The sequence below is a fragment of the Streptomyces boetiae genome, assembly GCF_031845405.1.
Classification (GTDB): Bacteria; Actinomycetota; Actinomycetes; order Streptomycetales; family Streptomycetaceae; genus Streptomyces; species Streptomyces boetiae.
Genome location: NZ_JAVREN010000002.1, coordinates 141,594 through 154,567, shown reverse-complemented (window position 1 = coordinate 154,567; position 12,974 = coordinate 141,594). Strand labels below are relative to the sequence as shown.

Sequence of the window (12,974 nt, the reverse complement as noted above, 5' to 3'; positions counted from 1 at the left end):
CGCGCGGGGCCGCGTGGGGGCCGCGTGGCGGCCGGGAAAAAATCTCCGCGCGGGGGCGATGAGTTTCCGGCGGGGCCGGGGTCTTCATGGGTGCAAGGCAAGCGACCAACCCGGAAAACCCGAGAGGCAAGGTGCGGCTCCCATGTCGACCAAGATCTTCGTGAACCTGCCCGTGAAGGACCTGGAGCGCTCCAAGGAGTTCTTCGGCCGCCTGGGCTACTCCTTCAACCCGCAGTTCTCCGACGAGAACGCCGCCTGTCTCGTCATCAGCGACGACATCTTCGCGATGCTGCTGGTGGAGCCCTTCTTCAAGAGCTTCACGACCAAGGAGATCGCGGACACCTCCCGGTCCACCGAGGCGATCCTGGCGCTGAGCGCGGACAGCCGGGCCGAGGTGGACGAGATCGTGGACCGGGCCCTGGCCGCCGGCGCGACGACGAACCGCGACCCGATGGACGAGGGCTACATGTACGGCCGCAGCTTCGAGGACCTGGACGGGCACCAGTGGGAGTACATGTGGATGGACGCCTCCGCCGTGCAGGGGAGCTGAGCGCCGGGCGGCCCGGCCCCGGGGCGCGGGGCCGGGCCGGCACGGGCCGTGGGCGGTGTCAGTCCTCGCCGCCGAGGCCGGCGGTCGCGGCCTCGTAGCGGCCGTCGAGGCGGGAGACGAGGCCGGTGACCTGCCGGGCGATGTCGGGGGCGGTCAGGCCGGCCCCGGCCAGCACCTGGTCGCGGCTGCCGTGCGGCAGGAAGCGCTCGGGCAGGCCGAAGTCCCGCAGCGGAATGTCGACCTCGGCGTCCCGCAGGGCCTGGGCGACGGCGGAGCCGACGCCGCCGGAGCGGCAGTTGTCCTCGACGGTGACCACGACGCGGTGGCCGGCCGCCAGGCCGGGCAGCTCCGGATCCACCGGCTTGACCCACCGGGGGTCCACGACGGTGCTGGTGATGCCCTGGCGCTCCAGCAGCTCGGCGGTCTCCAGGCACAGGGGGGCCAGCGCGCCGACGGAGACGATGAGCACGTCGGGCCGCTCGGTCCCGGCCGCGCGCAGCACGTCCATCCCGCCGACGGTGCCCACCGCGGGGACGGGCGGGCCGACCTTGCCGCGGGAGTAACGCACCACCGTGGGCGCGTCCTTCACCTGAACGGCCTCGCGGAGCTGGGCGCGGAGCTGGTCGGCGTCGCGGGGGGCGGCCAGCCGCAGGCCCGGTACGCACTGGAGGATCGACATGTCCCACATGCCGTGGTGCGAGGCTCCGTCCGGCCCGGTGACACCGGCCCGGTCCAGGACGAAGGTGACGCCGCACCGGTGCAGGGCGACGTCCATCAGCAGCTGGTCGAAGGCCCGGTTGAGGAAGGTGGCGTAGACGGCGAAGACGGGGTGCATCCCGCCCGTGGCCAGGCCCGCGGCGGAGACCGCGCCGTGCTGCTCGGCGATGCCCACGTCGTAGACCCGGTCGGGGAACGCCTGGGCGAAGGCGTGCAGGCCCACCGGGCGGAGCATGGCGGCGGTGATGGCGACGAGGTCGGGGCGGTCGTGGCCCAGCTTCAGCAGCTCCTCGCCGAAGACGGCCGTCCAGTCCTGGCCCGAGGCGGCCACGGGGGCGCCGGTGTCGGGGTGGATGACGCCCACGGCGTGGAACTGGTCGGCCTCGTCGTCGCGGGCGGGCTGGTAGCCGCGGCCCTTCTCGGTCAGGCAGTGCACGATGACCGGGCCGCGGAACCGTTTGGCCCGGTGCAGGGCGGACTCCAGGGCCTGGATGTCGTGGCCGTCGATGGGGCCGACGTACTTCAGGCCCAGGTCCTCGAACATGCCCTGCGGGGCGATGACGTCCTTCAGGCCCTTCTTCGCGCCGTGCAGCGTGCCGTACAGCGGGCGGCCGACCACCGGGGTGCGGTTGAGGACCTGCTTGCCGCGGGCGAGGAAGCGCTCGTAGCCGTCGGTGGTGCGCAGGGTGGCGAGGTGGTTGGCCAGGCCGCCGATGGTGGGCGAGTAGGAGCGCTCGTTGTCGTTGACGACGATGATCAGGGGGCGGTCCTTGGCGGCGGCGATGTTGTTCAGCGCCTCCCAGGCCATGCCGCCGGTCAGGGCGCCGTCGCCGGTGACGGCCACGACGTGGTCGGTGCGGCCGTTGAGCTGGTTGGCCTTGGCCAGCCCGTCCGCCCAGCCCAGGACGGTCGAGGCGTGAGAGTTCTCGATCACGTCGTGCTCGGACTCGGACCGGGAGGGATAGCCGGAGAGGCCGTCCTGGGCCCGCAGCCGGGAGAAGTCCTGGCGGCCGGTGAGCAGCTTGTGCACGTACGCCTGGTGGCCGGTGTCCCACAGGATGCGGTCGGCGGGCGAGTGGAAGACCCGGTGCAGCGCGATGGTCAGCTCGACCACGCCGAGGTTGGGCCCCAGGTGCCCGCCCGTCCTGGCCACCGCGGCGATGAGAAACGATCGGATCTCATCGGCCAGCTCCTCCAGTTGCCCGTGGGTGAGCCGGTCGAGATCGCGCGGTCCCGAGATGCGGGTCAGCAGCGGCACCGTTCCTCCTAGCTGTGGCGTGCGGCGGCCGTCCGCAGGCCGGAAATACGGGCGCGGCGGCCGTGGTCGAGTCTAATGTTCCCCCTTTGGCCTCAGCCTTGCCGGGGAGCGAGATACGTCACGCGGTGGACGGGTCCGGGCCACGAAGGCGGAGAAAGCAGCGGAAAACGAGCGGAAAATGACCGGTTACGGTCGTTCTCGACCCCTTGGCGCGCGCCGGCGGACTGGATCGCGCACGGCCGCGATCGGACTCGCCCGTTGGAGGTGCCGCCCCCGGAACGGTGCCCGGACCGCCGCCGCCCTCAGCCGCCGGCGGGACCGGGACCGGGCGCGGGTGCTGCCGGGGGCCGGGGAGCGCCGAGCAGCGGGGCGTCCCCCATCGCCCGCAGCGCGAGCGCGAGGGCGCCCAGCACCTCGGCCCGCTCCCCCAGGGCCCCGCAGGCCAGCTCCAGCCGTCGGGCGGCGCTGGGGATGGCGTTGCGCCCGACCGAGTCGCGGATCGGCCCCAGCGCGATCTCCCCCGCCTCGGCCAGGTCCCCGCCGAGAATGACCCGGTCGGGGTTGAGCAGGTTGCAGAGCTGGGCCACGGCGGTGCCGATGTGGCCGGCGATGTCGCCGACCACCCGCCGGCAGCCCGGGTCGCCCTCCCCGGCCAGCCGGATGACCCGCTGCATCGTCAGCCCGGGCCCGTGGCTGGCGTGCAGCAGCGGCAGGACGTACCGGGCCGCGGTAAAGGTCTCCAGGCAGCCGCGGTTCCCGCAGCGGCACACCGGGCCCGAGGGGTCGAGCGTGACGTGCCCGATCTCCCCGGCCGTTCCGCCCGGGCCCCGGTAGATCCGGCCGTCGATGACCAGCCCGGCGCCGACGCCGCTGGCCACCTTGATGTACGCCAGGTCGCGGCAGCCGCGCCCGCTCCCCCACACCAGCTCGCCGAGCGCGCCGAGGTTGGCGTCGTTGTCCACGTGCACGGGAACGCCCGTCCTGGCCGCCAGCTCCTCCCGCGGGTTGGTGCCCTGCCAGCCCGGGAGGATGGCCGTGGAGCCCAGCGCCCCGGTCTCCTGGTCGATGGGGCCCGGCACGCCCAGGCCGATGCCGACGACCTTGGAGCGGTCCACGCCGGCCGCGGCCAGCAGCGTGCGCACCAGCTTCTCGGCCCGGTCCAGGCCCTCGCCCGCCGAGGCGTCCACGTCGATCGGCTCGGCGTCCTCGGCCAGCACCCGGTGCGCCAGGTCCCCCACCGCCACCCGCAGGTGGGAGTGGCCCAGGTCCACGCCGACGACGATGCCGGCGTCCGCGGCCAGCGAGACGCTGCGGGCCCGGCGCCCGCCGGCCGAGGTGGTGCGCACGTCCACGGTGCCCAGGCCCGCCAGCTCGCGGACGATGTTGGAGACCGTGGCCGCGGACAGCCCGGTGGCGCGGGCGATCTCGGCCTGGGTGAGCGCTCCGGCGGCCCGCACGGCGCGGACCACGCGTTCCAGGTTGGCGCGGTGCAGTGAGGACTGCGACCCCGGAGTCTGCACGGATCACTTCACTTTCGTCTCCCGGGCGGGCGCGGCACGTTCACCCGCCGGTCACCCCGGCTGCGGGCGCCGCGCCCACTATAGGAACTCGGGGCCGGGCCGTCAGGACGCCGTACGCCCCAGGACGTCACCGGACGGCCCCGGCGGTCAGGCCCTCGCGCACCTGGCGCTGGAACGCGGCGTAGACGACGAGCACCGGCAGCATGGCCAGGGTGACCCCGGCGTAGAGCGCGCCCCAGTCCCCCTCGTAGCCCTGCTGGACCATCAGCGCGGCCAGGCCCTGGGGCAGCACGGCGTCGCTCTCGTCGCCGACGTTGAGGACCCGGGGCAGCACGAACTGGTTCCACTGGCCGAGGAAGTTGAAGATGCCGACGCTGACCAGGCCGGGGCGGGCCATCGGCAGCATGACCTGGAAGAACGTCCGGGTGTGCGAGGCGCCGTCCAGCTCCGCGGCCTCCTGCACGGCCGTGGGCAGGGTGCGGAAGAACGCCACCAGGAAGAAGGTGGTGAACGGCAGCGAGTAGGCGATGTAGACGAGGATCAGGCCCTGCCGGGTGTTGAGCAGGCCGGCGTTGTCGAGGATGAAGAACAGCGGCACCAGGGCGAGGAAGACGGGGAACATCATGCCCCCGGCGAAGAGCAGGTGGATCGTCCGGCTGCCGCGGAAGGAATAGCGGGCCAGCACGTAGGCGGCCATGGCTCCCAGCAGCATCGTGCCGGTGAGCGAACCCGCCAGGACGATCAGGGAGTTGAGGGCGTAGCGGCCGATGTCGGCCTGCGCCCAGGCGTTGGTGAAGTTGGCCCACTCCGCCTCGGTGGGCAGCCCGAAGGGGTCGGTGACCAGGTCGGCGTGCGGGCGCAGCGCGGAGAGCGTCACCCAGACGAGGGGCCCGGCGGCCAGGGCCGTCCACAGGATCAGGAAGGAGTGGGCGAAGACGTTCAGGGCGCCGGAGGCGGCGGGTGATGCACGCATGGCGTGGACTCCGGGAGGTGGGGGCGGGGCCGTGCCGGGGGTCAGTACTCGTGGCGTTCGCGCGGGCCCAGGCGCAGCAGCAGGGCCGTGAACAGCAGGGTGACGAGGAAGAGGACGACGCCGATCGCGGTGGCGTAGCCGGCCTGGCTGTCGCGCATCGCCGTCTCGTAGAGGTAGGTGGGCAGCACGTCCATGCCGTGCGCGGGCACCATGACCGCGACCAGGGCGAAGCAGTCCAGGGCCTGGATGCCCATGTAGATCCAGCCGGTGCGCACGGTCTCGCCGATCAGCGGCAGGGTGATCCGGAAGAACGCCGTGCCGCGCCCGGCGCCGTCCAGCAGGGCCGCCTCGTGGATCTCCCCGGGCACCGCGCCCATCGCGGCGGAGAACAGCACGACGTAGAAGCCGGTGAACGACCAGCACAGCACGCCCAGCACGCACCACAGGGCGAGGTCGCCGCCGAGCCAGTCGTCCTGCCGCCAGGAGCCCAGGCCGACGGCGCCCAGCCCCTCGTTGAGGATGCCGCCGCGCGGGCTGAGCACCCGGTCGAAGATCACCGCCACCACGGCCAGCGAGAGCACCTGGGGGAAGAACAGCACGACGGCGTAGAGGCGGGCCCCGGCCACGCCCGTGAACGCCCGGCCGCGGCGCCGCCGCCCGCCGGCGTGGAGCATCCCGGCCAGGAACAGGCCAAGACCCAGCGTGATCAGAGGGGCTGCGGCCAGCAGCAGGAGGCTGTTGCGGGTGGCGGACCAGAAGTCCTCGTCGTGCCACAGGCGGCGGTAGTTCTCCAGCCCCACGAGGCGGTACTCGGGGCTGGTGCCGGTCCAGTCGGTCAGCGAGTAGTAGAACGCCTGGAGGAACGGCGAGACGACGAGGACCGCGTACACCAGCAGCGGCAGGAAGAGGAACCAGGCGATGAAGCGCCCGCGCTCCAGCGCCCGGTAGCGCCGGTCGCGCCGCACCCGGGCCGGGGTCAGCCGGGGCGGCAGGAAGAAGGCCGCCGCGAGCAGCGGCAGCGGGGCGTCCGGGGAGGGGTGGGCCGTCATGGCGCGCCTTCCCCGGCTCACGCGTGCCGGAACTTCGGGACGGAGTCGTCGCGCGCCACGGCGTCGGCGGCGCGCTGGCAGGCGGCGACGGCCTCCTCCGGCTCCATCTCGCCGGCCATCATCCGCGCCACGGCGCCGCCGATCTCCACGTCGTGCAGCTGCCGGTACCAGTCGCGCAGGCGGGGGTTGACGGTGTTCTCCCCGGCGGCGTCCAGGGCCTGCGTGGCGGAGGCCAGGCCGGGGGGCAGGTCGAGGCCGTCGGCGGCGCCGGAGACGCAGGACAGGGAGGAGACCAGCTCGGTGAAGTTCCGCGCGGAGTCGCGGCCGAGCATGATCCGCAGGAACTCCAGCCCGCCGGGGAGGTTGTGGGCGTCGGCGGGGACGAGGAACGGCTCGTCGGCGCAGGCCCACAGGGTGCCGAAGGGCAGCGCGTCCCCCTCGTCCAGCCCGGTGGGCGGGCCGACGGCCATGTCGAAGCCGTCGGGGGTGGTCTCGCGGGACTCGTTCTCCACCCAGGAGCCGTTGGGGATGAACAGGGCGCGCCCGGCCGTCCATTCGGCCTGGGACTCCTCGTGGCTGAGGCCGGGCGTCCCGCGCAGGACGTACCCGCGGGCGGTCAGCTCGTGGTAGGCGGAGAACGCCGCCGCGACGGCCTCGTGGCGCCAGGCGTTGGGCTCCAGGTTGTCGATGGCTCTGAGCACCTCGGCCCCGCCGATCTTGGCGATGAAGGGGTAGAGGGTGAACGCCAGGTAGTACGGGTACTGCCCGGCGTAGGTCCACCCGGCCATCCCGGCGCGGCGGGCGGCCTCGCAGACGGCGAGCATCTCCTCCCAGGTGCGGGGGTATTCGGCGTCGAGGCGGGCGAGCGCGGCCCGGGAGTACCACTGGCCGTGGACGGTGAAGGCGTAGTTGAGCTGGTAGAAGCCCTCCCCGAAGTCCCCGCCGAACTGCCCCTTCTCCACGGTGCCGGGCCGCAGGGTCTCGCGGACGGTGACGGCGGGGTCGTCCAGGGAGGGGGCCTCCAGCAGCTCGGTGAGGTCGTGGACCTGGCGGTTGGCCAGGAGGCCGGCGATGGCCATGGCGTCGGCGCCGCCGTTGTTGACGACGTCGGGCGGGTCGCCCTGCACCATGCGGGGCTGGAGGCGGGAGGCGATCTCCTGGGTGGCGCTGTGGTCGACGGGCCCGTAGCTGCCCTGGTAGATCTGCTCGGCGTCCAGCGCGTACTGCTCGCCGAACCCGCCGTTGAAGATGACTACTTCCAGGCCGGCGTCGGAGCTGACGCCGAAGGGGTTCGCGTCGGTGGCCGCCTCGCGCTCGACGGCGCCCTCGTTCCCGCCGCCGCTGGCGCAGGCGGCGAGCGCGCTCACGCCCGGCAGGGCCAGGAGCCCGGCGGCGGCGGAGCGGCGGAGGAGGGAACGGCGGTCGGGGTGGGAACCGGATGGCACAGGGGTACCTCGCCTTCCTCGGGCGCCGGGCGGCGTGGGGGTGAAGTCCCGCCCGGTCGCCGACAGGTATAGTCCACCCGGCGCGGCGGCGGAAGATCGCCTGCGCGAATCCGGAACGACGGCGGGGCGCCCCCGGGCCTGGCGGCCGGGGGCGCCCCGTGCGTTTCCCCAAAGGTGCGGCGCGGGCCGCGGGTTACTTGCGCAGCAGCGAACGCAGCACGTACTGCATGATGCCGCCGTTGCGGTAGTAGTCCGCCTCGCCGGGGGTGTCGATGCGGACGACCGCGTCGAACTCCACGCCGGTGTCGGTGGCCACCTTCACCGTGCGGGGGGTGCCGCCCTCGTTCAGCGCGGTGATCCCGCTGATGGCGAAGGTCTCCTCGCCGGTGAGGCCGAGGGAGGCCGCGGTGACCCCGGCGGGGAACTGCAGCGGCAGCACGCCCATGCCGATGAGGTTGGAGCGGTGGATGCGCTCGTAGGACTCGGCGATGACCGCGCGCACGCCCAGCAGGGCGGTGCCCTTGGCGGCCCAGTCGCGGGAGGAGCCGGAGCCGTACTCCTTGCCGGCCAGGATCACCAGGGGCACGCCCGCGGCCTGGTAGTTCTGCGAGGCGTCGTAGATGAACGACACCGGCGCGCCCTCCTGGGTGAAGTCGCGGGTGTAGCCGCCCTCCGTGCCCGGGGCGATCTGGTTGCGCAGCCGGATGTTGGCGAAGGTGCCGCGGATCATCACCTCGTGGTTGCCGCGGCGCGAGCCGTAGGAGTTGAAGTCCCGCCGCTCCACGCCGTGTTCGGTGAGGTAGCGGCCGGCCGGGGTGTCGGCCTTGATGGCGCCGGCCGGGGAGATGTGGTCGGTGGTGACCGAGTCGCCGAGCTTGGCCAGCACCCGCGCGCCCGCGATGTCGGTGACGGGGGACGGCTCGGTGGTCATGCCCTCGAAGTAGGGGGGCTTGCGGACGTAGGTGGACTGCGGGTCCCACTCGAAGGTGTCGCCGGTGGGGATGGGCAGGGCGTTCCACTGGGCGTCGCCCGCGAAGACGTCGGCGTAGCTCTGGCCGAACATCTCCTGGCCGATGGCGGAGGCGACGACCTCCTCCACCTCCTGCTCGGTGGGCCAGATGTCGCGCAGGTAGACCGGCTTGCCGTCCTGATCGGCGCCCAGCGGCTCGGAGGTGATGTCCACCTTCATCGAGCCGGCGATGGCGTAGGCGACCACCAGGGGCGGGGAGGCCAGGTAGTTCATCTTCACGTCGGGGTTGATCCGGCCCTCGAAGTTGCGGTTGCCGGACAGGACGGAGACGACGGCCAGGTCGTTGTCGTTGACGGCCTTGGAGACCTCCTCCGGCAGCGGGCCCGAGTTGCCGATGCAGGTGGTGCAGCCGTACCCGACGAGGTTGAAGCCGAGCTTGTCGAGGTAGGGCGTGAGGCCGGCGCGGTCGTAGTAGTCCATGACGACCTTGGAGCCGGGCGCGAGGGTGGTCTTGACCCAGGGCTTGCGGGTCAGGCCGCGCTCGACGGCCTTCTTCGCCAGCAGGGCGGCGCCGACCATCACCGAGGGGTTGGAGGTGTTGGTGCAGGAGGTGATGGCCGCGACGGTGACGGCGCCGTGGTCGAGGTCGAACGTGCTGCCGTCGGCGGCGGTCACGGTGACGCGCTTGGTGGGCACGCCGTTGGAGACGGCCGGGGAGTCGGAGGCGGGGAAGGACTCCTTGCCGGCCTCGTCCGCGTCCGTGACGGGCACGTGGGCCCGGACGTCCTCGCCGAACTTCCGCGCGGCGTCGGTCAGCGCGATGCGGTCCTGGGGGCGCTTGGGGCCGGCCAGCGAGGGCACCACGGTGGAGAGGTCCAGCTCCAGGTACTCGGAGAACTCCGGCTCGCGGGCCGGGTCGTGCCACAGGCCCTGCTCCTTGGTGTAGGCCTCCACCAGGGCGAGCTGCTGCGGGTCGCGGCCGGTCAGCCGCAGGTAGCTGATGGTCTCCGCGTCGATGGGGAAGATCGCGGCGGTGGAGCCGAACTCCGGCGACATGTTGCCGATGGTGGCGCGGTTGGCCAGCGGCACGGCGGCCACGCCCTCGCCGTAGAACTCCACGAACTTGCCCACCACGCCGTGCGCGCGGAGCATCTCGGTGATGGTGAGGACCAGGTCGGTGGCGGTGGTGCCGGTGGGCAGCTCGCCGGTGAGCTTGAAGCCGACCACGCGCGGGATGAGCATGGACACCGGCTGCCCGAGCATGGCGGCCTCGGCCTCGATGCCGCCGACGCCCCAGCCCAGCACGCCCAGGCCGTTGACCATGGTGGTGTGCGAGTCGGTGCCGACGAGGGTGTCGGGGTACGCCTGGCCGTTCCTCACCATGACGGTGCGGGCCAGGTGCTCGATGTTGACCTGGTGCACGATGCCGGTGCCCGGCGGGACGACCTTGAACTCGTCGAACGCGGTCTGGCCCCAGCGCAGGAACTGGTACCGCTCGCGGTTGCGGCCGTACTCCAGCTCGACGTTCTGCTGGAACGCGTCGGGCGTGCCGAAGCGGTCGGCGATGACGGAGTGGTCGATGACCAGCTCGGCGGGGGCGAGCGGGTTGATGCGGGCCGGGTCGCCGCCCAGCTCGCGGACGGCCTCGCGCATCGTGGCCAGGTCAACGACGCAGGGCACGCCGGTGAAGTCCTGCATGATGACGCGGGCGGGGGTGAACTGGATCTCCTGGCTGGGCTCGGCGCTCGCGTCCCAGCCGCCGAGGGCACGGATGTGATCGGCGGTGATGTTCGCCCCGTCCTCGGTGCGGAGCAGGTTCTCCAGCAGGACCTTCAGGCTGTACGGGAGGCGGTCGGACCCCTGCACCGTGTCCAGCCGGAAGATCTCGTACGACTCGTCGCCCACCCGCAGGGTGCTGCGGGCGTCGAAGCTGTTCGCCGACACGACTGTCTCCTTCAAACATGAATTCGCGCGTACTACCGCAATCCTGCCGCCCGCTCCCGCCCCCGGCTCGCTAAGGCGACCCTAAGCAAGCCACGACGACGGGGCGCCGGCGGCGCCGTCCTGCCCTTAGATATCTCGATGTCGAGATAACCCTAACTCATGACGGGCCCCGGGGGCATGCGGGCCCGCCGCCCGGGCCGTTACGCCGGGGAGGGCCAGGGGGCCCGGGGGGCGGGGCCGGGCGGGGCCTCAGGCGCGGTCGGGGGCCGGCGGCCCGGGGGCGGGGGGTGCGGGGCGGGAGCGGAGGCCCGAGAGGAGGCGGTCGATGACCTCGGAGTACTCGGCGCGCACGCGGGGCTTGTCCGCCTCGGCGGCCTCGGCCAGGGCCATGCCCGCCGCGCCGAGGACGTGGAAGGTGACGCGGGCGGCTGCCTCCATCGGCAGGGGCGCGATGTCCCCGTGCTCCATCAGCGCGGCCATCAGGCGCTCGATCAGGCCGAGGGCGTACTCCTCCTCGCACTCCTTCCAGCGCCGCCAGCCCAGCGCCAGGGGCGCCTCCTGCCAGACCACCCGGCCGTAGACCGGGTCGCAGGAGCGGTCCAGGAACGCCTCCATCGCGGCCCGCGCCGCCTCCCAGGGGGTGCCGGCGTGCGCGCCCGCCTCCGAGACAAGGCGGACCATCTCGGTCTCCTGGGCCTCCAGCACCGCCTCGAACAGCGCGGTCTTGCTGGCGAAGTGGTGGTAGACGGCGCCCCGGGTGGCGTGGATGTCGGCGGCGATGCCCCCCAGGGAGGTTCCCGCGAAGCCGTCCTCCGCGAACCGGCGGGTGGCCGCCTCCAGCAGAGCGGCCCGGGTGGCCTCCGAGTACTGCTCGCGCCGGCTCTTGACAGAAGACATGCGCGAAGTCTACGAACATACACAGCGTATGTTTCCAACAGTGAGTACGTCCCAAGCCGCCGAACCGTCGAACCGCCGCCTGGAGGACACCGATGACCGACACGGAGCTGCTGTTCAACCCGCTGGAGCCCGGCTTCACCGACGACCCGTACCCCGCCTACCGCCGCCTGCGGGCCGAGGACCCCGTCCACGAGCACCCCTTCGGCTTCTGGCTCCTGACCTCCCACGAGGACGTCTCCGCCATCCTCCGCTCGGGCCTGTCCGTGGACGCCCGGCACCTGGGCGACGGCGTCGTCCGGGAGCAGATCGACACGCTGGACGAGGACGGCCTGCGCGTGATCCGGATGTCGATGCTCGACGCCGACCCCCCGGACCACACCCGGCTGCGCTCGCTGGTGACCAAGGCGTTCACCCGCCGGGCCGTGGCCGCCCTGGAGCCGCGCATCACCGAGCTGGTGGACGCGGCGCTGGACACCCTCGCGGACGCCGGGCACGGCGACCTCGTGGAGACGCTGGCGTTCCCGCTGCCGTTCGAGGTGATCTCCGGGATGCTCGGCATGCCGCCCACCGACGCCGAGCGCATCCGGCGGCTGAGCGGCAAGCTCGTGCTCTCGCTGGAGGCCGTCCTGGAGCCCGAGGTCCTGGAGGAGATATCCCGCGCCGGCGAGGAGCTGACCGGGCTGACCCGCGAGCTGATCGCCTGGAAGCGCGCCAACCCCGCCGACGACCTGCTCACCGCGCTCATCGCCGCCGAGGAGGACGGCGACCGGCTCAGCGACGACGAGCTGATCGCCCAGGTGATCCTGCTCTACGTGGCGGGCCACGAGACCACCGTCAACCTCATCGCCAACGGCACGGTCGCCCTGCTGCGCCACCCGGACCAGCTCGCCGCGCTGCGCGAGAACCCCGTCCTGGCCGCCAACGCCGTCGAGGAACTGCTGCGCTACGACAGCCCCGTCCAGCAGACCCGCCGCATCACCCTGGCCCCCTACTCCGTCGGAGGCCGGGAGATACCGGCGCACTCCTTCGTCATCGCCTGCCTGGCCTCCGCCAACCGGGACGAGAGCGTCTTCGGCCCCGACGCGGAACTGCTGCGCCTGGACCGGGAGAACGCCCGCCAGCACGTCTCCTTCGGCGCCGGCCCGCACCACTGCCTGGGCGCGATCCTGGCCCGCCTCGAGGGCCGCGTCGCCCTGGAGCGCCTGGTGCGCCGCTTCCCGCGCCTGTCCCTGGACGGCGAGGTGGAGTGGAACGGCCGGATCAACCTGCGCGGCCCGGCGCGGCTCCCCGTCGCGGTCTGAGCCGCCGGGGCGGTCCGCCGGGCGCGCCGCCGGAACAACCGGCCCGGGGCGGTCGTTCACCCCGGGCCGGACACGCAGCGCGCACGGGGCCGCCCGCCCCGGCCCGAAGGAGCAGCAGGAGGCCCGCGATGGCCAAGGTCAGCGTCAGCCTGGACGCCGAGCTCGTGGTGGAGGTCATGGTTCTGGCGGGCGCCGGCTCGCCGCAGGACGCCGTGGAGCTGGTGATCCGCGACTACATCGAGCGCGGCCACCGCACCGAGGCGCACGCCGAGCAGCCGGCCCGCCGGCTGCTGGACGACCGCGCCGCGGCCGATACCCGCGACACGCAGGGCGGCTGAGCCGCCCGGCTC

General features: G+C 73.0%; 10 protein-coding genes. 3 read left to right on the top strand and 7 right to left on the bottom strand.

Features of this window, described 5'->3' with window-relative positions:
* Nucleotides 1-142 precede the first annotated feature (142 nt).
* A complete protein-coding gene (locus RM780_RS01840; protein WP_311628617.1) occupies nt 143-550 on the top strand; it encodes a VOC family protein in 408 nt (135 codons plus the stop codon).
* Between the two features lie 58 nt (nt 551-608).
* On the opposite strand, the gene dxs is transcribed toward RM780_RS01840, so the two are convergent.
* The 7 genes from dxs to RM780_RS01805 form a co-directional block, all read right to left on the bottom strand.
* The gene (dxs, locus tag RM780_RS01835; RefSeq protein ID WP_311628616.1) at nt 609-2,525 is read right to left on the bottom strand and encodes a 1-deoxy-D-xylulose-5-phosphate synthase; all 1,917 of its coding nucleotides are present in this window, start codon (nt 2,523-2,525) and stop codon (nt 609-611) included.
* A gap of 302 nt (nt 2,526-2,827) precedes the next feature.
* Nucleotides 2,828-4,045, bottom strand: coding sequence for an ROK family transcriptional regulator (locus RM780_RS01830; protein WP_311628615.1), 1,218 nt, complete (start codon nt 4,043-4,045; stop codon nt 2,828-2,830).
* A 127-nt stretch (nt 4,046-4,172) separates the two neighbouring features.
* Nucleotides 4,173-5,018 (bottom strand): carbohydrate ABC transporter permease, encoded by an 846-nt coding sequence (locus RM780_RS01825; RefSeq protein ID WP_311628614.1) that lies wholly within the window; start codon nt 5,016-5,018, stop codon nt 4,173-4,175.
* A gap of 41 nt (nt 5,019-5,059) precedes the next feature.
* Nucleotides 5,060-6,067, bottom strand: coding sequence for a carbohydrate ABC transporter permease (locus tag RM780_RS01820; RefSeq protein WP_311628613.1), 1,008 nt, complete (start codon nt 6,065-6,067; stop codon nt 5,060-5,062).
* A gap of 17 nt (nt 6,068-6,084) precedes the next feature.
* Nucleotides 6,085-7,512, bottom strand: a complete 1,428-nt coding sequence (gene ngcE, locus RM780_RS01815) for an N-acetylglucosamine/diacetylchitobiose ABC transporter substrate-binding protein (RefSeq protein WP_311628612.1) — start codon at nt 7,510-7,512, stop codon at nt 6,085-6,087.
* A 193-nt stretch (nt 7,513-7,705) separates the two neighbouring features.
* Nucleotides 7,706-10,426 carry an aconitate hydratase AcnA gene (acnA, locus tag RM780_RS01810; RefSeq protein WP_311628611.1) on the bottom strand — a complete coding sequence of 907 codons (2,721 nt, stop codon included), beginning with the start codon at nt 10,424-10,426 and terminating at the stop codon, nt 7,706-7,708.
* Between the two features lie 249 nt (nt 10,427-10,675).
* Nucleotides 10,676-11,323, bottom strand: coding sequence for a TetR family transcriptional regulator (locus RM780_RS01805; RefSeq protein WP_311628610.1), 648 nt, complete (start codon nt 11,321-11,323; stop codon nt 10,676-10,678).
* Between the two features lie 92 nt (nt 11,324-11,415).
* On the opposite strand from RM780_RS01805, the gene RM780_RS01800 reads away from it, so the two are divergent.
* Together RM780_RS01800 and RM780_RS01795 are read left to right on the top strand one after the other, a co-directional pair.
* Nucleotides 11,416-12,624: a cytochrome P450 gene (locus RM780_RS01800; protein ID WP_311628609.1), complete on the top strand. Its 1,209-nt coding sequence runs from the start codon at nt 11,416-11,418 to the stop codon at nt 12,622-12,624.
* A 128-nt stretch (nt 12,625-12,752) separates the two neighbouring features.
* On the top strand, nt 12,753-12,962 hold the full coding sequence (locus RM780_RS01795; RefSeq protein WP_311628608.1) for a DUF2191 domain-containing protein: 210 nt from the start codon (nt 12,753-12,755) through the stop codon (nt 12,960-12,962).
* The last annotated feature ends 12 nt before the right edge of the window (nt 12,963-12,974 follow it).

Coding starts and splice junctions, on each gene's coding strand:
- RM780_RS01840 (WP_311628617.1), top strand. CDS start 143: ATGTCGACCAAGATCTTCGTGAACCTGCCCGTGAAGGACCTGGAGCGC.
- RM780_RS01825 (WP_311628614.1), bottom strand. CDS start 5,018: ATGCGTGCATCACCCGCCGCCTCCGGCGCCCTGAACGTCTTCGCCCAC.
- RM780_RS01820 (WP_311628613.1), bottom strand. CDS start 6,067: ATGACGGCCCACCCCTCCCCGGACGCCCCGCTGCCGCTGCTCGCGGCG.
- RM780_RS01805 (WP_311628610.1), bottom strand. CDS start 11,323: ATGTCTTCTGTCAAGAGCCGGCGCGAGCAGTACTCGGAGGCCACCCGG.
- RM780_RS01800 (WP_311628609.1), top strand. CDS start 11,416: ATGACCGACACGGAGCTGCTGTTCAACCCGCTGGAGCCCGGCTTCACC.
- RM780_RS01795 (WP_311628608.1), top strand. CDS start 12,753: ATGGCCAAGGTCAGCGTCAGCCTGGACGCCGAGCTCGTGGTGGAGGTC.